Genomic DNA, 18,563 nt, shown 5'->3' on the forward strand with positions numbered 1-18,563 from the left:
GTGAACGTATTGGATATGCTTCAATTTGAGACAAATGAAAAAATGCCGCATCATTATAAAGAACTTTCAGAAGAGGAAATGATTGGCAGGGTAAAACGGATAAAAGAAAAGCTTGGCCGCCGTTTGCTGATACCTGGCCATCATTATCAAAAAGATGAGGTTATTCAGTTTGCTGATATAACCGGGGATTCCCTGCAGCTTGCACAGGCTGCGGCAGAAAATAAAGAGGCAGAATACATTGTTTTTTGCGGAGTGCATTTTATGGCCGAAACAGCAGACATGCTCACGAGTGAAGGTCAAAATGTGCTGCTGCCGGATATGAGAGCAGGTTGCTCAATGGCTGACATGGCAGATATAGAGCAGACTGAGCGGGCATGGACAAAGCTTCAGGCAATGTATGGGGATACAGTTCTGCCTTTGACTTATGTAAATTCTACAGCGGCCATTAAAGCATTTGTCGGAAAAAATGGCGGTGCAACCGTCACTTCCTCAAATGCAGAAAAAATGCTGCGCTGGTCCTTTGAACAGAAACAGCGAATCTTATTTTTGCCTGATCAGCATTTAGGCAGAAATACGGCTTTTAACTTAGGTGTTCCTCTTGATAAAATGGCGATTTGGAATCCAATGACAAACGAGCTTGAATATGAAGGAAATCCAGAGGATGTTATCGTGATCTTATGGAAAGGCCATTGTTCAGTTCATGAAAAATTCACAGTGAAAAATATAGATGATTTACGCCATTCCAAGCCTGATATGAAAATCATCGTCCATCCGGAATGCAGCAGAGAAGTTGTGGCTGCAAGTGATCTGGCAGGATCTACAAAATATATAATCGACACGATTGAAACAGCTCCTGCAGGAAGCAAATGGGCTATCGGAACGGAAATGAACCTTGTCAAACGGATCATTGATCAGCATCCGGACAAAGAAATTGTATCGCTAAATCCATTTATGTGTCCATGTTTAACGATGAACAGAATTGATCTTCCGCATTTATTATGGTCGCTCGAAGGACTTGAAGAAGGAAAGATTATCAATCAAATAAAAGTTGATCCAAAAACAACAGAGCATGCTGTCCTTGCTTTAGAGCGCATGCTTGCACACGTATAAATTTGAACTGGCAAAATAAGATGAAATAAGTGCAGACACGAGCTGCCATCATCTTAAGTTTGTCAGTTTTTTTATTGTGCGTGAAACATATATTTGTCTTCTTAAGCATAAGTTGTGATGAAGAAGAATGGCATACTTGCCTGCTGATCATATGCGATAAAGTTTCAAGCATAGGAGGGGGAAAGGTTGAAAATCCACATTGTTCAAAAAGGCGATACGCTTTGGAAAATTGCCAAAAAATATGGGGTAGATTTTGAAGAATTGAAAAAAATGAACTCCCAGCTAAGCAACCCTGACTTAATCATGCCTGGTATGAAAATAAAAGTTCCAAGCAGCGGAGTTCCTGTTAAAAATGAAACAAAAGTTAGCTTTTCAGGGAAAAAGGAAATGCCGAAATCTGAGCATCCTTTTGCAAAAGAAAAACCTAAACAAGTGATGGAAGTCACAGACACCAAACCGAAGGAAATGCCGAAATCTGAGCATCCTTTTGCAAAAGAAAAACCTAAACAAGTGATGGAAGTCACAGAAACCAAACCAAAGGAAGTGCCGAAAGAAAAGCCATCGGTGCCATATGTTCCGCCAGTGCCGGACATTAAACAGCCAGCATATCCAGAGCTTGATATTAATAACTACTATATGCTGAATATGGCGATGATGCCGCAGGCTCCACAGCCGCAGCTTCCGCCAAAGCCATCTAATGTTCTGCCGGAGATGATGAAGCCGGCTGAAAAGCCAGCCCACAAACCGGCTGAAAAGCCAAAATCTGTTTCACCTGCTAAGAAAGAGGAGGCTACAAAGGATATGGAAAACAAGCCGAGCATGCTGCAGCAAGGAGTGATGGGGGCTTATGAAGGCGGTCACGGACCACAAGGATTTCCCGGTGGCCAAGGCGGGGTTCCGAATCAGAACCAGGGTGCTGTAGCCGGTGCGCAGGATCAGGCACCTGAAGGTCCAGGTCCCGGCGCAGATGATTGTTACCCTGTTTCACCAGTCATGCCAGGTACTGGATTCGGATCAGGGTTCGGAGGTCCAGGGTTCGGAGGTCCAGGATTCGGAGGCCCAGGATTCGGAGGCCCAGGATTCGGAGGCCCGCAAATGCAGCCACATGGCATGCCTAATCAGCAGGCTCCATTTGGAGGAATGCCGCAGCAGCCTTATCAGCCTTTTGATGATGACGATGACGATGACGACGTAATGGGAGCATATATGCCTCAACAGCAAATGCATATGCCATATGGGCAGCAAGGATATGGAGGTCCAGGATATGGCGGCCCAGGATTTGGAGGTCCAGGATATGGCGGCCCAGGATTTGGAGGTCCAGGATTTTGGGGTCCAGGATATGGAGGTCCAGGAGGATATCCGCCGGGCTGTTACCCAGTGTCTCCGCCGATGCCGGGTTACGGCTTTCCTCCGATGCCGGGTTATGGCTTTCCGCCGCAAGTACAGGGAGCATTCAGCGGAGGTCCAAACATGCCACATGGTGTAGCCGGTGCATGGGATCAGGGAATGAACAATCAGCCGCCGGCAGTCAGCCCAGCTATGGATAAAGAAGATTGCGGATGCGGAGGTCCAGGCCAAGGATTTGGAGGACACCAAGGCTATGGCGGAATGCCGGGTCAGTTTGGTCAGGGCGGCCAATATGGCGGAATGCCGGGTCAGTTTGGTCAGGGCGGCCAATATGGCGGAATGCCGGGTCAGTTTGGTCAGGGCGGCCAATATGGCGGAATGCCTGAACAATTTGGCCAGGGCGACCAGTTTGGCGGAATGCCTAAACAGTTTGGCCAGGGCGGCCAGTTTGGCGGAATGCCTGGACAGTTTGGCCAGGGCGGCCAGTTCGGAGGAATGCCTGGACAGTCTGACCAGGGCGGCCAGTTCGGTCAGGACAGCCAATTTGGGATGCCGAGATTTGATGATGAAGACGACGATTAATATAGATGTAAGAGACGAGACATATAGTTCGTCTCTTTTTTTAGTTAGGAATAAAAATTTCCCCATTGATGCAAGGGATGCCCCAAAAAATTGAATGTGCAGTTTAATGATATGTATGAGCGAGTGGATTTTATGGATTCAGCATTTATTCTTATTAATAAGCTGAAAAGGACTTTTTTTAGCGAAAATCAGTACTTGCTAGCTTTCATAATGAAATAACCGCTAATAAATTGAACACTTTCAAATAAAATGCTTTTATTCGCTACAAAAGAATTCATTGCTGACGTAATGGATCTGATCCGGTGCCTCCGCATTTTATCTCAAAATGTTTTATGGCCAGCCGTTAAAAAATTGGGACTTTAAATTCCCTGATTTATTTTGCCCCAATATACAAGTAATAAAATGAACGATTAAAACGAGTTCTGCTCAAATACAAAATCCCCTCCATTATTTTAAGAACTTACCGTTAACCTAACAGATTAATGCTTCTTTGAACGAGCAACCTATATAAGAGCGGGATTTGCTCGCGTTAGAAAATCAGGGGGGTTTTAATATTGAGGCATAAAGTTACTGCATTTGCTGCAATTGCTATAGCTGCAACTGGACTTGCAGGGTGCAACAATAATGAAGGCGCACTTGACACAAGATATGATGATTCCACAAGACCAATCGGTTATTATTCAGATGAGCACCGCAACGATAACGATGGCGTGGATAACGTGGATAACGATGGACCATTTACAGAAATGATGGAAGGCGACATGAATGATAATTACTTCACAAAAGTAAATGATCGCGATGATGCTTTTCATAATGGAAGAATGGATAATCCGACCGCCCCGCTTTCTAATGAAGACGGCATGCTTGAAAAAAATAACCGTTTCAGCAGAACAGATGAGAACTATCATGGCCAAGTAAAGCAAGTTAATTATTACAGCGACAAAGAAGAAGCCATTGCTAAAAATGTTTCTGAAAAAGCTGCAGATGTCAAAGAAGTGGATGATGTCCGCACTGTTGTAAATGGAGATCAGGTGCTCGTGGCGATTGACACAGATGATAAAAACGACGAAGATGTTAAAAATGCCGTTAAAAATGCTGTGCGTTCAGCTGCAAAGGGAAAAGAAATTCAGGTTGTCACAGATGAAGGAACCTTTACTCGCGTCAGAACAATTAATGACAATATTGAGAACGGACAGCCGAAAAAAACAATTGATACCGATATCAGGGATCTTTTCGATGATATGGGCAATGTGATGAGAGAACCATTTCAACAGGCCAGATAAATAATGAAGGGGGTTATCTGTAAAGATGCCCCTTTTTTATGTTTTCCCCATTCACTGCATAATCAAAGAAAAAAATCATGAAAGGTTAAAATTTCTATTTTTGGTCAAACTAGAAATGACGAATAATTACCTTTAGGGTAAATAGCTCATGATATGGGGTGTATGTGATGATGTCGTCTCATCGTTTACTGATTGTTGCCTTTGCCTGCGTCATAGTCACATCGTTTTTCATCATTCCTTCTTTCCATCAGGATGAATCCAGTGCATCAGAGAATAAGGCGGAAAAGAAAAATGAAGTCTATGAGGTAAGCGGTCCGCTGACCGTTACAGTGGTGCTCGAACGAATCTATTTGGATGGGGAAATCAGTGAAGAAGTGAAAACAGAAACCATCTTGGCAATGGAAGATTTCTGGGCAAAATATGAAGGTTGGCAATTAATTGATCAGGACGATAATCAGATCATTTTTCAAAAAGAAATGGATGATATCTCCCCTTTACTAAAAGCAAACGGGTATTTCGGCATTTCATCGGAAGGTGTTTTTTCTATTTTTAATGGAAGGCCTGACGATGCTTCGGAAATTATTCAGTCATTCTTTCAGATTGATGTCAGAAAACTTGAAACACGAAAGCATGATGAATTAAGGCAGGGAATCCGCATACAATCAAAGGATCAATACTTAGAGGTCATTCAGTCATATAAAGCATATTCTTCACCCGCAGATGTGAAATAAAGAAAGCTAGTGCAAAAGCGCTGGCTTTTTCTGTTTTTTAATGATTATTACTACAGGCAAAAGAAAAAATTATGATACAATGAGGTACAGTTGTAAAGAGGTGAATAACGTTTTGATTGAATTTATTAAAGGCTATATTGATTTTGTTACTCCGGAATATATTGTCATTGACCATGGCGGAATCGGTTATCAGGTGCACACTCCAAATCCATTCAGCTATCAGCGCAATCGCTCTTCAGAAGTGACGATTTTTACATATCAGTATGTTAGAGAAGATATCCTCGCTTTATATGGTTTTCATACGAGAGAAGAAAAAGCTTTATTTATGAAGCTCCTGAACGTTACAGGAATCGGGCCAAAAGGAGCTCTCGCCATACTTGCTTCAGGAAACCCTTCGCAAGTAGTCGGTGCGATTGAAAATGAGGACGAGAAGTTCCTTATTAAGTTTCCTGGTGTAGGAAAGAAGACTGCCAGACAGATAATCCTTGATCTAAAAGGGAAACTTGCCGATGTAGCAGGGGAGCTTGCTCCGGACTTGTTTACCCATGAAGAGCACGTACAAAAAGAAACTGCCTCAAAAGCACTGAACGAAGCGCTTGAAGCTCTGAAGGTGCTCGGCTATGCTGAACGAGAAATAAATAAGGTCGTTCCATCACTGATGGAAGAAGATTTATCGACAGATCAGTATGTGAAAAAAGCTTTGCAAAAGCTATTAAAGTAAGGTGAAAAGACATGGATGAACGTCTTGTATCAAGTGAAGCGGACTTAGATGAAGGTGCAATCGAGCTAAGCTTAAGACCTCAGACTTTATCTCAATATATCGGCCAGGATAAAGTAAAAGAAAACCTGAAAGTCTTTATTGAAGCGGCTAAACTTAGAAGCGAAACACTGGATCACGTCCTTTTATATGGTCCTCCGGGCCTTGGGAAAACAACGCTTGCAACAATTATTGCAAACGAAATGGGCGTAAATATCCGCACAACATCAGGACCAGCTATTGAAAGGCCGGGTGACCTCGCTGCGATTTTAACAGCTCTTGAGCCTGGGGATGTGTTATTTATTGATGAAATACATCGTCTTCAGCGCTCTATTGAAGAAGTGCTGTATCCGGCGATGGAAGATTTCTGTCTCGATATTGTGATTGGAAAGGGCCCTTCGGCCCGATCTGTCCGTCTGGATTTGCCTCCGTTTACACTTATCGGAGCCACAACCCGTGTCGGCTTGCTCACGGCTCCGCTGAGAGATCGGTTTGGAGTTCTAAGCAGACTTGAATATTATAATGAACAGCAGCTGTCTCTTATTGTTGAACGGACCGGAGACATTTTAGGAATTGGCATGGAAAAAGAAGCTTCGCTCGAGCTTGCAAGAAGATCGAGGGGGACTCCGCGAATTGCCAACAGATTACTAAGACGGGTAAGAGACTTTGCCCAAGTGCGCGGCGAGTCAATTGTATCGGGAAAGCTTGCTAAGGATGCATTGGAAAAACTTCAGGTCGACAGATTGGGACTCGATCATATTGATCACAAGCTTTTAATGGGGATAATTGAAAAGTATAAGGGCGGACCAGTTGGAATTGATACGATTTCAGCTACAATCGGAGAAGAATCCCATACGATTGAAGACGTATATGAACCATATCTTTTACAAATCGGTTTTATACAACGCACTCCAAGGGGTAGAATGGTAACGGAAGCAGTTTACCATCACTTTCAAATGGAGGCTCCTGAAAAATGACCCAATTTCCCAAAATGCTGATGATGATGGGTGCCGTTCTTTTTTTCGCAGGATTATTTATGCAGCTTATTGGAAGGCTGCCTGGAGATTTTGTATTCAAAAAAGGAAGTGCGACTTTTTATTTTCCGATTGTTACATCCATTGTGATCAGTATCTTATTGACAATCTTGTTTAATGTTTTCGGACGGTTCAAATAATAGAAAAGGTGAAAAACAATGAAAGTAGATTTATTTGATTTTAACTTGCCAGAGGAACTAATTGCACAAGTGCCGCTTATAGAACGCGATGCTTCCAAGCTGATGGTCCTAGATAAAGAAACAGGCTCCATTCACCATGAACAATTCAGAACAATCATTGATTATTTCCATAAGGGAGACTGTCTTGTTCTTAATAATACCCGTGTGCTGCCTGCCCGTTTAATTGGGGAGAAAAAAGACACGGGGGCAAAAATTGAACTGCTTTTGCTGAAGCAAGAGCAAGGCGATGTCTGGGAAGTTCTGGCGAAACCGGCAAAACGTGTAAAAATTGGCACTGAACTAGTATTTGGAGACGGCGTTCTGCATGCTGTGTGCACTGGCGAGTCTGAACACGGCGGGAGATTGCTTGAGTTCAAATATGAAGGGATTTTTTATGAGGCTTTAGATGCTTTGGGTAAAATGCCGCTGCCTCCGTATATCAAAGAGCAGCTGGATGACCAGGAGCGGTACCAGACGGTCTTCTCAAGAGAGAGAGGATCAGCTGCAGCCCCAACGGCAGGACTTCATTTTACTGAGCAGATCTTAGATCAATTGAAAGAAAAAGGGGTTCATATTGCGTTTATCACTCTTCACGTTGGTTTGGGAACATTCCGGCCTGTAAACGCTGATGTAGTAGAAGAACATGAAATGCATGCTGAATTTTATCAAATGAGTGCAGGAACAGCTCAGCTGCTAAATCAAGTGCGCGCTGAAGGCGGGCGGATTATATCGGTTGGGACAACTTCAACACGCACTCTTGAGACAATAGCTTCGAAAAATGAAGGGAAATTCATTGAAGAGAGCGGATGGACAAATATTTTTATCTATCCTGGCTATGAATTCCGTGCGATTGACGGTATGGTCACAAACTTCCACTTGCCAAAATCATCCTTGATTATGCTGGTCAGTGCGTTAGCAACAAGAGAACATGTAATGAATGCCTATGAAACGGCAGTCAAGGAAAAATACCGATTTTTCAGCTTTGGCGATGCTATGCTTATCATCTGAAGAAAAACAGCCTTGAAGGAGGAAAAAAGGTGTCATCATCACCAATACGTTATGAGTTAATTAAAACATGTAAACAAACCGGTGCAAGACTCGGCCGTGTTCATACCCCTCATGGTTCATTTGAAACGCCAGTGTTTATGCCGGTTGGCACATTGGCTACTGTAAAGACAATGTCCCCGGAAGAACTCGTGCAGATGGGCGCTGGTATCATCTTGAGCAATACGTATCATTTATGGCTGCGCCCTGGCCATGAGATTGTAAAGGAAGCTGGCGGGCTTCATAAATTTATGAACTGGGACCGTGCCATTTTAACAGATTCCGGCGGCTTCCAGGTCTTCAGTTTAAGTGAATTCCGGAAAATAGAAGAAGAAGGCGTTCATTTCAGAAATCATCTGAACGGCGACAAGCTGTTTCTTTCGCCGGAAAAGGCGATGCAAATTCAAAATGCGCTCGGTTCTGATATTATGATGGCATTTGATGAATGCCCTCCGTTCCCGGCTGAATATGACTATATGAAAAAATCTGTAGAACGGACAAGCAGATGGGCAGAGCGCTGCTTGAATGCGCATGAGCGTCCTCACGATCAGGGATTATTCGGGATTGTACAGGGCGGCGAATATGAGGAATTAAGAAAGCAAAGTGCCAGAGATTTAGTTTCACTCGATTTCCCGGGCTATGCTGTCGGGGGCCTTTCCGTTGGAGAACCAAAAGACATAATGAACCGTGTGCTTGAATCGACAACGCCTTTGCTTCCGTCCAATAAACCCCGTTACCTGATGGGTGTTGGCTCTCCTGATTCATTGATTGACGGAGCAGTTAGAGGGGTTGATATGTTTGACTGCGTGCTTCCAACGAGAATTGCGCGAAATGGCACATTAATGACAAGCAGCGGACGTTTAGTTGTGAAAAATGCTAAATATGCCCGTGACTTCGGTCCGATTGATGAGAATTGCGACTGCTACACTTGCCGCAATTACAGCCGCGCTTATATCCGTCATTTAATGAAGTGTGACGAGACATTCGGCATCCGATTAACTTCTTACCATAACCTTCATTTTCTGTTAAAATTAATGGAGCAGGTCAGACAGGCAATCCGTGAAGACCGATTAGGGGATTTCAGAGATGAATTCTTTGAACAATATGGTTTTAACAAGCCGAATGCTAAAAACTTTTAATATTTGAAAGGGGTGAAAAATATGGAATTATTGACTACGGTTGGACCGTTAATCTTAATGTTTGCGATCTTTTACTTTTTACTGATCCGTCCTCAGCAGAAACAGCAGAAGAAAGTGCGTGAAATGCAGGAAAGTCTGTCAAAAGGCGACAAAGTCGTAACGATTGGCGGTATGCATGGCATCGTTGATTCAATCGATGAAGAAAAAGTAATCATCAAAGCTGGTGATGGCTCACGCCTGACATTTGACCGCCGCGCTGTTCGCGACGTTGTTGAGCAAAAAGGCATCACAATGGAAAAGGCCTAATTACATAAGGCATAAGCAAAAGGAAGCGCTATTGATGCGCTTCTTTTTGGTTTTTATTTATAGAACGAACGTCTCAAGATGCTATTTGGACGAGCCGGACAAGTTCACTCCCATTACCCCGCCTAGCATAGCTATGGCAAGGAAGCCCCCATGATACATGGTCTGCTCCATTGTAAATGTTTTCCCGTAGCCTAAAAATTGAAATAAAAAAATAATTAATGTATAGAGGATTGCTGTTGTGCCTCCGATCAGCCATCCGCGCTCTTTTCCTTTTCCTCCGGCAATAAATCCGCCAATGAAAACGGATAAAAATGAGAGTCCCAGTATAAACCATTTAATAGAATCTTCCGTTAACCCCGTAAATTTAAGCAGCAATGAAAAAAGTAAGCTTGTTGCAAGTGCTACCATTAAAATACTGGTTAATCCGTAAAGAATGGCTTTACTCCATCTTCGCGTTTCGATTGCAATCTCCCCCTTATTCCAGTCAGCTTGTTTTTGCTCGTCTTATTACCATCCTATTCACATCAAATGAAAATAGAATCAATTTGCTTTACATGAAAATGATTTATCCGTTCAAAATAAATGTAACTGTGTAAGCAAAGGGGGCTATTTGGTGGAAGATGCTATAATCATAATGGCACGGACGATTTTTTTATATGTAATGATCGTTATTATCTTCAGACTGATGGGAAAACGGGAAATTGGCGAATTAAGCATTCTGGATCTTGTTGTCTTTTTAATGATCGCAGAAATGGGAGTTATGGCCATTGAAAATACGGAGGATCCATTGATACATACCGTCATTCCCATGTTTCTGCTGCTTGGCATCCAGATTGGCCTTGCCTATCTGTCGCTAAAAAATCATAAAGTAAGAAAACTGCTGGACGGAAAGCCGACAATCATCATAGATAGAGGCAAAATCAATGAACATGCCATGAAAACGCAGCGCTATAATTTTGATGATCTTCTCATCCAGCTAAGGGAAAAGGATATTAACGATATCAGCGAAGTGGATTTTGCCATCCTTGAACCATCAGGGAAGTTATCTGTTATAAAAAAAGAACATGACAATGAACGTCAGGAACTGCAGCTGCCATTAATAATTGACGGATTGATTCAAGAGGAAAATTTATTCAGAATCGGAAAGACAAACTTGTGGCTAAGGCAGCAGCTTAGAGAACTTGGCTACATAGATTTAAAGAATATTTCCTTGTGCACACATAATAAGGGGGCATTTTTTATCGACCTGACAGATGAAAAATAAACATTAACGCCGCGGTGCCAGCTTAGAAAGTGTGTTTCCTACATAAGGAATTCTTTTCAATTCTTCCTTAAGAACTAAGCGGAAGACGACCAGAAGGATGCAATAAATCGTGAAAGTAAAGGTAACAGAAATGATTAAATTAATACCCATGCTTAGAGAGAGCATTTGATAGAAATAATAACCCGCTATTCCTGAGAGAATCATTGTCAAAAAGCACTTGGCATATTCTCCAATCCGAAAGGTCAGGGAGACCACCTTCATGACAGTTGCTAAATGAAGCAGCGTGACAAGCATAATTCCCGCTACAATGGCAAGGGCAGCTCCCATAATACCGAGTGAAGGGCGGGTTGCTAATAGGAAAATCAGGGCGGTTTTAATGGCTGAACCGATAAAACTATTGATCATTGCTGCTTTTGCAAGGTTAAGTGCCTGCAGAACTGCCTGAAGGGGACCCTGGAAATAGTAAAAGATGAAAAAGGGAGCCATGACCTGGACAAAGATCGCAGCGTGGCTGCTGCCGTACATGACCATCATCATCGGATTGGCATAGATATATAAAATAACTACGGCGAAACCGCCTGTCACTAAAGACAGTCTGAATGCCTGCTGAAGTCTGTGCTGAACAAGGTGCAGCTTTTTTTGAGCCATGGCTTCACTGATTGCCGGGACAAGTGCGGTTGATAAGGAGTATGTAATAAATGACGGCAGCATAAGCAGCGGAAGGGCGTACCCTGTCAATTCACCGTACTGTTTTGTTGCCGTCACTGCTGTAAATCCTGCAATGGCCAAGCTTTGTGCGACAACAATCGGTTCAAAAAACCAGGCAATGGAACCGATCATGCGGCTTCCTGTTGTTGGGAGTGCAATGCTCATTAAGTTTTGAAACGTATCTTTTCCGTCGTGCAATGATTTGAAGAACTTTCTTCTGATTTTGAATTTCTTTTTCATCTTAAACATCGAGAATAAGTAAAGCAGGGAAATCAGTTCTCCGATGACGGCTGATGCCATGGCCCCTGCTGCAGCGTATTCAATCCCGTACGGAAGGAACGTTTTTGTAAAAACAGCAATTAAAGATATCCGGACAATTTGTTCAAGCACCTGGGATATCGCAGCAGGCCTCATGTTTTGCTTTCCTTGAAAATAGCCCCTGAGAACAGATGAAATCGCGATAATGGGAACGACTGGAGTAATCGCAAGCAGCGGATACAGCGTTCTTGGGTCTGTCAGCAATGAGTTTGACAAATAGGGAGCAAGGAGAATGATTGCCGGAGTGAATAAAAGACTAAGTGACCCTGTAATCGCAAGAGAGACGATCAGGATTTTTTTGATCTTCCGCTGATTTCCTTCGGCTTCAGCTTCCGCAACTAATTTTGATATTGCAACAGGCAGACCGAACTGGGTAATCGTAATAATAAGGACCAGTGTGGGCATCGCCATCATGTATAATCCAACGCCTTCTTCCCCTATAAAGCGCGCCACAACGATTCGGTTTATAAACCCCAGAACCCTGGTAATCAGACCGGCAGCTATCAATATTAATGTTCCCTGTAAAAATGTTTGCTTGGACATGGCTTTCCCTGCCTTCTCAAATAGCTTGTAATCATATACAATTACTATATGCGCTATGATTGGCCAAGCATGACAAGTATGTTCAAGCAAAGGCTTATTCAAGATATATTAACCCGCAAATGATCAGGTGAAGGAGCGTGTCATGATGGAAAAAGACGAAATTGAAAAATATCGCCATCACGTAAAGCCGGCGCTAGTCAGCAAAGCAGAGGAATTTAAAATCCTCGATTATGGCGAAGTCACAGTAGCAGAGCTTTGGAATTTCCTAAGAAATAAAAAATGGAAGAAAAAAAATGAGCTGATGGTGTATGAAATGGTTGCTGATATTATGGCCATCAAACCTAATGAATTCATGACATTCGCAACGATTGAATCTTATAAGGCGGGTAGCTGGTTTGAAAGTGAAGAAGGCAAAAAACTCGGCATCAATGAAAGTTAATACATATTGAATGGTTTTTTTTCTAAGGAGGAAACAACATGGTGAAAAAAGGACGCATTATCGGTTTTTTCTTACTCGTCCTTTGCGTAGGCAGTTTGATTGGAGCTTTTGGAAACAAAACTGCAGATAATATCTTGCTTGGACTTGATCTTCAGGGCGGCTTTGAAATCCTATATGATGTAAAGCCTGCAAATGAAGGCGATAAGATCGACCGCAATGCACTGGTAAGTACAGTGAATGCTCTTCAAAAGAGAGCGAATGTGCTTGGTGTCAGTGAACCTAACATCCAAATCGAAGGAGAAAACAGAATCAGAGTTCAGCTTGCAGGAGTCAAGGATCAAAGCCAGGCAAGGGAAATTCTCTCCACTCAGGCAGAGCTCACATTTCGGGATGTAAATGATAAAGTCATGATGAATGGCTCGGATCTTGTGGAAGGCGCATCAAAACAGACCTTTGATCCAGATACACAAGAACCTATCGTAGCAGTTAAACTTAAGGATGCTGCAAAGTTTAAAAACGTAACAGAGCAAATCGTGGCGATGCAGCCCGAAAATCAGCTTGTTATTTGGCTTGATTACGAAAAAGGTGACTCATATAAAGAAGAAGTTACAAAAGAATCACCAAAATTTTTATCAAATCCAAACGTCGGAGAAGTTTTTAATACAACCGATGTAACGATTACAGGCCAGTTTACAGTTGAAGAAGCAAAAGATCTTGCCAATCTTCTAAATGCTGGATCACTTCCTGTTAAACTTGATGAAACCTATTCTACTTCGGTAGGAGCGCAGTTTGGTGAAGAAGCGCTGCAGAAAACGGTTCTTGCGGGAGTTATCGGGATCAGCTTTATTTTCTTATTTATGCTCTACTTCTATCGATTGCCGGGGTTCATTGCAATCGTAACTTTAAGTGCATACCTTTATCTTGTCCTTCAAGTTTTTGATTGGATGAATGCTGTTTTAACACTTCCAGGTATAGCAGCCCTGATTTTGGGAGTCGGGATGGCAGTTGATGCCAATATCATTACATACGAGAGAATTAAAGAGGAAATCAAGCTTGGCAAGTCCATAAGATCAGCGTACAGAGCTGGAAACCGCCGTTCGTTTGCCACTATTTTCGATGCGAATATCACTACGATGCTTGCAGGCGGAGTCCTGTTTTTCTTCGGTACCAGTGCGGTCAAAGGATTTGCAACAAGTCTTGTATTAAGTATACTTGTGAGCTTTTTAACATCTGTTTTCTTAAGCAGAATCCTGCTTGGATTATTGGTGGAAAGCAAGTGGCTTGATAAAAAGCCAGGGTATTTTGGAGTAAATAAGAAAGACATTATAGATTTGAGCAAATCAACAGAAGATGTTGATGCTCCTACAAAGTTTGATAAGGTAGACTTTGTTAAGCACCGGAAAAAATTCTTTGCTGCCTCAGGAATATTGCTTGCTGCAGGGGTGGTTCTCCTCCTTGTGTTCAGATTGAATCTTGGGATTGATTTTTCAAGCGGAACCCGGATAGAGATTGGAGCGGAAAAGACCTTAACAGCTGAAGAAGTTGAAGCAGAGCTTGCGAATCTTGACCTTGAGGCGAAGGATATCGTTTTATCCGGCAGTCAAAATCAAACCGCGGTAGCCAGATTTATCGGAGTACTTGATAAAGATGAGATCGCTGAAGTAAAAGAGTATTTCAATGAAAAATATGGGAAGGAACCAAGTGTCAGCACGGTTTCGCCTACAGTTGGGAAAGAATTGGCGAGAAATGCGATGTATGGTGTTTTAATCGCTTCACTTGGAATCATCATCTATGTTTCCTTGCGATTTGAATATAAAATGGCAATAGCCTCTGTTATTGCCCTGCTCTATGACGCATTTTTCATTATCGCCGTTTTCAGTATCACCCGCCTGGAAGTGGATGTTACGTTCATAGCAGCGGTTCTGACTATCGTGGGCTACTCTATTAATGACACGATCGTAACCTTTGACAGGATTCGGGAGCTATATAAAAAGACAAAGGTCAAAACGTATGATGATCTAAAAAATATTGTAAACAGAAGCTTGCAGCAGACATTCACACGATCAGTAAATACTGTATTGACAGTCGTATTCTGTGTTATTGCTTTGATGATATTAGGAAGCGAGTCGATTCTGAATTTCTCAATAGCACTGCTTATCGGATTAATTTCCGGCACATACTCCTCATTATTTATAGCAGCACAGCTATGGATGATCTGGAAATGGAAAGAGATTAAGAAGAAAAGCACGATGAAAAAAGTGCAGGAAAATGACGAACCCGTCGTATAAAAAGAGAAACCGCGAGCAATCGCGGTTTTTTAATTTTGACCGTATCTGCTGGATAAGATATTATTAGGCCAAAGAATATCCCTTTACCTATAATTGTTTGAATGATTTTAATAAAAGGGTATAAAGAAGAGAGATTTTCAGAAGGGGGAAAGAAAATGAAGAGGCAATGGAGTTTTATTTTTGCGATTCTTTTTGCACTTATTGTTGCGGTTTTTGCTGTCATAAATGTGGATCCAGTTGAAGTTGACTATTTATTCGGTCAAGCTGAATGGCCGCTTATTCTGATTGTTCTGGGTTCCGTTCTGCTTGGAGGACTTATGATTGCTTCTGCAGGACTGACGAGAATTTATGCTCTTCAGCGCAAAGTGAAAGTTCTCGAAAAGGAAAAGGCAGAGCTTATAAATGAAAACGAAGCGCTCAAAAAAGATCCGCTTGTACATGAAACAACAAGCAGTGCGCACGGAGCCAAGCAAATCGGCCAGACATCAGAGGAATTATAATTTCCAGTTTGTCACCCCTTACCCACTCTAGTATAATAGTGAGGTTAAGGGGTGATTTTTTTGCTGAAAGCGAAGACTAGATGGGATGTTTCTAAACACCATTCAGATAAAGCTGATGAATTGATAAATACGATGAATGTTACTCCTCTGATTGCTTCATTGTTATTAAACCGCGGAATTGAGACTGCTGAGCAGGCCGACCAATTCCTGAATATTGAAAAGCATGGTTTTTTTGATCCATTCATGCTCCTTGGAATGGAACAAGCTGTTAAGCGTATAAACGATGCCATGGCGAATCATGAAAAGATATTGATTTTTGGAGATTATGATGCAGATGGAGTGAGTTCTACGACGGTTCTGCTAGAAACGCTTAACTCACTCGGAGCTAATGCTGATTTTTATATACCTAATCGTTTTACTGAAGGCTATGGTCCAAATGAGATGGCTTTCCGCCATGCTCATGATGAAGGTTTTTCTTTAATCATTACGGTTGATACAGGGATCTCGGCTGTGAATGAAGCTGCTCTTGCAAAAGAGCTGGGTATTGATCTGATCATAACTGATCATCATGAACCAGGACCGGTTCTTCCAGATGCTTATGCGATTATCCATCCAAAGCAGCCCGATTGCCAATATCCTTTCAAAGAGTTAGCCGGTGTTGGCGTAGCATTTAAGCTTGCCCACGCACTGCTTGGCAAAGCACCAGAGCATTTGCTTGAAATTGCCGCAATAGGAACCATCGCGGACCTTGTACCGCTTCACGGCGAGAATCGCCTGATTGCACGCCTTGGTATACAGCAATTAAAACGAACAGAACGAAAAGGGTTAAAAGCGCTGCTTAAAGCAGCAGGAGCTGACGGAAAAGATATAAATGAAGAGACGATCGGATTTGCCATCGGGCCGCGGATAAATGCCGTAGGAAGGCTGGAATCTGCTGATCCGGCTGTTCATCTCCTAATGTCAGAAGACGATGATGAGGCTCAAAGTCTTGCAAAAGACATTGACCTGCTCAATAAAGAAAGACAGAAAATCGTCTCTCAAATTACGGAAGAAGCAATCGAACAAGTAGAATCAATGTATCCGATTGAAGAAAATCCGGTTCTTGTTCTGGTAAAAGAAGATTGGAACCCAGGCGTTGTCGGAATTGTAGCTTCGAGATTGGTAGAGAAATATTATAGACCTACGATTATTTTAAGTATTGACCACGGTAAGGGAATGGCTAAAGGATCTGCAAGAAGCATTGCGGGTTTTGATTTATTTGCTAATTTGTCAACGTGCCGGGACATTCTGCCGCATTTCGGAGGTCATCCAATGGCAGCTGGAATGACACTTGACATTGATGATGTTGACCAATTGAGACAGCGCTTGAATGCTCTTGCGGCTGAGAAGCTGACTGACAAAGATTTCATACCCATCAAAACAATTGATGCAGAATGTACTCTTTCCGAAATCACTACGGACTCCATCGAAGAAATTGGGCTGCTCGCTCCGTTTGGCATGAGCAACCCAAAGCCTCTCTTCCTGCTTGACTCCGTTCAATTAGGATCGATGAGGAAGATAGGGTCAGATCAATCACATTTGAAACTGGCGGTTGAACAAAATCATCAGCAGCTCGATTGTATTGGATTTGGATTCGGACATCTTCATGATCATATGGCTCCTCTTGCAAAAGTGTCACTGGTTGGTGAATTATCTATTAATGAATGGAATAACTTCCGAAAGCCGCAATTCATGATCCAGGATCTCGCTGTCAATGAGTGGCAGCTTTTTGATGCAAGAGGAACCCGCAATCTTCAAAAAGCGATTGAAAAAATAAATGATGAAAAAAATGTCCATATAGTTTTCCAAAAAGAAACGCTCTCTTTGCTTGAAGGCTCGGATCTCAATATTCTATATTTGGAAAGCGGCCAAGCTGCGGACGACTTGGATTTAAAAGATAAATATGTCACATTCATTGACACGCCATCTTCTATCGAACATCTGAATGCTCTTTTTGAAGGAGCGCGCCCGGACCGGATCTATGCTATTTTCCATCAGCATACGGAACATTTTTTTGCCACAATACCGACAAGGGAACACTTCAAATGGTATTATGGATTTTTGAAACAAAAAGGGTCATTTGACTTAAAAAAACATGCAGAAGCGCTTGCCCGGCATAAAGGCTGGTCGAAAGAAACAATAGATTTCATGTCACAGGTGTTTTTTGACCTGGAATTTGCTACAATAGAGAATGGCATTATTTCTGTCAATCATCATCCGCCAAAAAGAGATCTAGCCGAATCTACTGCGTATGCTTCTAAGCTTCAGCAATTAGAGCTTGAAAATACGCTACTATATTCGTCATACCAGGATTTAAAAACATGGTTTGATGAAAGAATGAAAATATCGTCAACGCTTGTCAATGCATGAGGAGGACAAACTTAATATGGATTTAAAGAAATATGTAACAGTGGTTCCAGATTATCCGAAGCCGGGTATTCAGTTTAAAGATATTACAACTCTAATGGACAACGGTGAAGCTTACCGCTATGCAACAGATCAAATTGTTGAATATGCGCGCAAACAAAACGTTGATATAATTGTAGGACCTGAAGCCCGCGGATTTATCATCGGCTGTCCTGTAGCTTATTCACTCGGAGTAGGCTTTGCGCCAGTCCGCAAAGAAGGCAAGCTTCCTCGCGAGGTTGTACGCGTTGAGTATGGACTTGAGTATGGCAAAGATGTGCTTACAATGCATAAAGATGCCATAAAACCAGGTCAGCGTGTGTTAATCACAGATGATTTGCTTGCTACAGGCGGAACGATTGAAGCAACAATCAAATTGGTAGAAGAGCTTGGCGGAGTCGTAGCCGGCATCGCTTTCTTAATCGAATTAAGCTACCTTGACGGACGCAGCAAATTGGATGATTACGATATTTTGACACTGATGAAGTTTTAATCGCATAGTGAAAAGCACTCGGGAATGGGTGCTTTTTCTATATTAAGGCAGGT

18 protein-coding genes are annotated in these 18,563 nt (G+C 42.4%); 16 read left to right on the forward strand and 2 right to left on the reverse strand.

Annotated elements, in window-relative coordinates; translation table 11 throughout:
- The first annotated feature begins 15 nt into the window (after positions 1 to 15).
- The 10 genes from nadA (at position 16) to yajC (ending at position 9,512) form a co-directional block, all read left to right on the forward strand.
- Positions 16 to 1,110, forward strand: a complete 1,095-nt coding sequence (gene nadA / locus QFZ72_RS08865) for a quinolinate synthase NadA (RefSeq protein WP_373464672.1) — start codon at positions 16 to 18, stop codon at positions 1,108 to 1,110.
- A gap of 186 nt (positions 1,111 to 1,296) precedes the next feature.
- On the forward strand, positions 1,297 to 3,039 hold the full coding sequence (gene safA / locus QFZ72_RS08870) for a SafA/ExsA family spore coat assembly protein (RefSeq protein WP_307432023.1): 1,743 nt from the start codon (positions 1,297 to 1,299) through the stop codon (positions 3,037 to 3,039).
- A gap of 554 nt (positions 3,040 to 3,593) precedes the next feature.
- Positions 3,594 to 4,322, forward strand: coding sequence for a YhcN/YlaJ family sporulation lipoprotein (locus tag QFZ72_RS08875; protein WP_307432026.1), 729 nt, complete (start codon positions 3,594 to 3,596; stop codon positions 4,320 to 4,322).
- Positions 4,323 to 4,489: 167 nt separating this feature from the next.
- Positions 4,490 to 5,053: an intercompartmental signaling factor BofC gene (locus tag QFZ72_RS08880; RefSeq protein WP_307432028.1), complete on the forward strand. Its 564-nt coding sequence runs from the start codon at positions 4,490 to 4,492 to the stop codon at positions 5,051 to 5,053.
- A gap of 112 nt (positions 5,054 to 5,165) precedes the next feature.
- Entirely contained in the window at positions 5,166 to 5,774 is a 609-nt protein-coding gene (ruvA, locus tag QFZ72_RS08885; RefSeq protein ID WP_307432030.1) for a Holliday junction branch migration protein RuvA, read from the forward strand.
- A gap of 11 nt (positions 5,775 to 5,785) precedes the next feature.
- On the forward strand, positions 5,786 to 6,787 hold the full coding sequence (gene ruvB, locus QFZ72_RS08890; protein WP_307432032.1) for a Holliday junction branch migration DNA helicase RuvB: 1,002 nt from the start codon (positions 5,786 to 5,788) through the stop codon (positions 6,785 to 6,787).
- Positions 6,784 to 6,984: a DUF2905 domain-containing protein gene (locus QFZ72_RS08895; RefSeq protein ID WP_307432035.1), complete on the forward strand. Its 201-nt coding sequence runs from the start codon at positions 6,784 to 6,786 to the stop codon at positions 6,982 to 6,984. The genes ruvB and QFZ72_RS08895 overlap by 4 nt, the downstream gene beginning before the upstream one ends.
- An 18-nt stretch (positions 6,985 to 7,002) precedes the next feature.
- Positions 7,003 to 8,031, forward strand: coding sequence for a tRNA preQ1(34) S-adenosylmethionine ribosyltransferase-isomerase QueA (queA, locus tag QFZ72_RS08900; RefSeq protein ID WP_307432040.1), 1,029 nt, complete (start codon positions 7,003 to 7,005; stop codon positions 8,029 to 8,031).
- Between the two features lie 29 nt (positions 8,032 to 8,060).
- Positions 8,061 to 9,206: a tRNA guanosine(34) transglycosylase Tgt gene (gene tgt / locus QFZ72_RS08905; protein WP_307432043.1), complete on the forward strand. Its 1,146-nt coding sequence runs from the start codon at positions 8,061 to 8,063 to the stop codon at positions 9,204 to 9,206.
- Positions 9,207 to 9,227: 21 nt separating this feature from the next.
- Positions 9,228 to 9,512, forward strand: a complete 285-nt coding sequence (gene yajC, locus QFZ72_RS08910) for a preprotein translocase subunit YajC (protein WP_223436937.1) — start codon at positions 9,228 to 9,230, stop codon at positions 9,510 to 9,512.
- 81 nt (positions 9,513 to 9,593) lie between these two features.
- On the opposite strand, the gene QFZ72_RS08915 is transcribed toward yajC, so the two are convergent.
- Complete coding sequence (locus QFZ72_RS08915; RefSeq protein ID WP_307439670.1) at positions 9,594 to 9,974, reverse strand: TIGR04086 family membrane protein; 381 nt, start codon at positions 9,972 to 9,974, stop codon at positions 9,594 to 9,596.
- Positions 9,975 to 10,125: 151 nt separating this feature from the next.
- Here QFZ72_RS08915 and QFZ72_RS08920 point away from each other — a divergent pair, with 151 nt between their 5' ends.
- On the forward strand, positions 10,126 to 10,776 hold the full coding sequence (locus tag QFZ72_RS08920; RefSeq protein ID WP_307432046.1) for a DUF421 domain-containing protein: 651 nt from the start codon (positions 10,126 to 10,128) through the stop codon (positions 10,774 to 10,776).
- Between the two features lie 3 nt (positions 10,777 to 10,779).
- On the opposite strand, the gene spoVB is transcribed toward QFZ72_RS08920, so the two are convergent.
- The gene (gene spoVB, locus QFZ72_RS08925; protein ID WP_307439671.1) at positions 10,780 to 12,345 is read right to left on the reverse strand and encodes a stage V sporulation protein B; all 1,566 of its coding nucleotides are present in this window, start codon (positions 12,343 to 12,345) and stop codon (positions 10,780 to 10,782) included.
- A gap of 145 nt (positions 12,346 to 12,490) precedes the next feature.
- Here spoVB and QFZ72_RS08930 point away from each other — a divergent pair, with 145 nt between their 5' ends.
- The 5 genes from QFZ72_RS08930 (at position 12,491) to QFZ72_RS08950 (ending at position 18,510) form a co-directional block, all read left to right on the forward strand.
- The gene (locus QFZ72_RS08930; protein WP_307432048.1) at positions 12,491 to 12,784 is read left to right on the forward strand and encodes a post-transcriptional regulator; all 294 of its coding nucleotides are present in this window, start codon (positions 12,491 to 12,493) and stop codon (positions 12,782 to 12,784) included.
- Positions 12,785 to 12,825: 41 nt separating this feature from the next.
- Complete coding sequence (gene secDF, locus QFZ72_RS08935) at positions 12,826 to 15,072, forward strand: protein translocase subunit SecDF (RefSeq protein WP_307439673.1); 2,247 nt, start codon at positions 12,826 to 12,828, stop codon at positions 15,070 to 15,072.
- Between the two features lie 155 nt (positions 15,073 to 15,227).
- Complete coding sequence (locus QFZ72_RS08940; protein ID WP_307432051.1) at positions 15,228 to 15,572, forward strand: LapA family protein; 345 nt, start codon at positions 15,228 to 15,230, stop codon at positions 15,570 to 15,572.
- A 60-nt stretch (positions 15,573 to 15,632) separates the two neighbouring features.
- Entirely contained in the window at positions 15,633 to 17,981 is a 2,349-nt protein-coding gene (gene recJ, locus QFZ72_RS08945; protein WP_307432054.1) for a single-stranded-DNA-specific exonuclease RecJ, read from the forward strand.
- A gap of 16 nt (positions 17,982 to 17,997) precedes the next feature.
- On the forward strand, positions 17,998 to 18,510 hold the full coding sequence (locus tag QFZ72_RS08950) for an adenine phosphoribosyltransferase (RefSeq protein WP_252201705.1): 513 nt from the start codon (positions 17,998 to 18,000) through the stop codon (positions 18,508 to 18,510).
- The last annotated feature ends 53 nt before the right edge of the window (positions 18,511 to 18,563 follow it).

Source organism: Bacillus sp. V2I10 (assembly GCF_030817055.1).
Taxonomy (GTDB): Bacteria; Bacillota; Bacilli; order Bacillales; family Bacillaceae; genus Bacillus_P.

Bases quoted from the DNA above. Each gene is read 5' to 3' on its own strand.
- QFZ72_RS08930 (WP_307432048.1), top strand. From the start codon at position 12,491: ATGGAAAAAGACGAAATTGAAAAATATCGCCATCACGTAAAGCCGGCG.
- nadA (WP_373464672.1), top strand. From the start codon at position 16: ATGCTTCAATTTGAGACAAATGAAAAAATGCCGCATCATTATAAAGAA.
- queA (WP_307432040.1), top strand. From the start codon at position 7,003: ATGAAAGTAGATTTATTTGATTTTAACTTGCCAGAGGAACTAATTGCA.
- ruvB (WP_307432032.1), top strand. From the start codon at position 5,786: ATGGATGAACGTCTTGTATCAAGTGAAGCGGACTTAGATGAAGGTGCA.
- QFZ72_RS08940 (WP_307432051.1), top strand. From the start codon at position 15,228: ATGAAGAGGCAATGGAGTTTTATTTTTGCGATTCTTTTTGCACTTATT.
- yajC (WP_223436937.1), top strand. From the start codon at position 9,228: ATGGAATTATTGACTACGGTTGGACCGTTAATCTTAATGTTTGCGATC.
- spoVB (WP_307439671.1), bottom strand. From the start codon at position 12,345: ATGTCCAAGCAAACATTTTTACAGGGAACATTAATATTGATAGCTGCC.
- QFZ72_RS08950 (WP_252201705.1), top strand. From the start codon at position 17,998: ATGGATTTAAAGAAATATGTAACAGTGGTTCCAGATTATCCGAAGCCG.
- QFZ72_RS08880 (WP_307432028.1), top strand. From the start codon at position 4,490: ATGATGTCGTCTCATCGTTTACTGATTGTTGCCTTTGCCTGCGTCATA.
- QFZ72_RS08895 (WP_307432035.1), top strand. From the start codon at position 6,784: ATGACCCAATTTCCCAAAATGCTGATGATGATGGGTGCCGTTCTTTTT.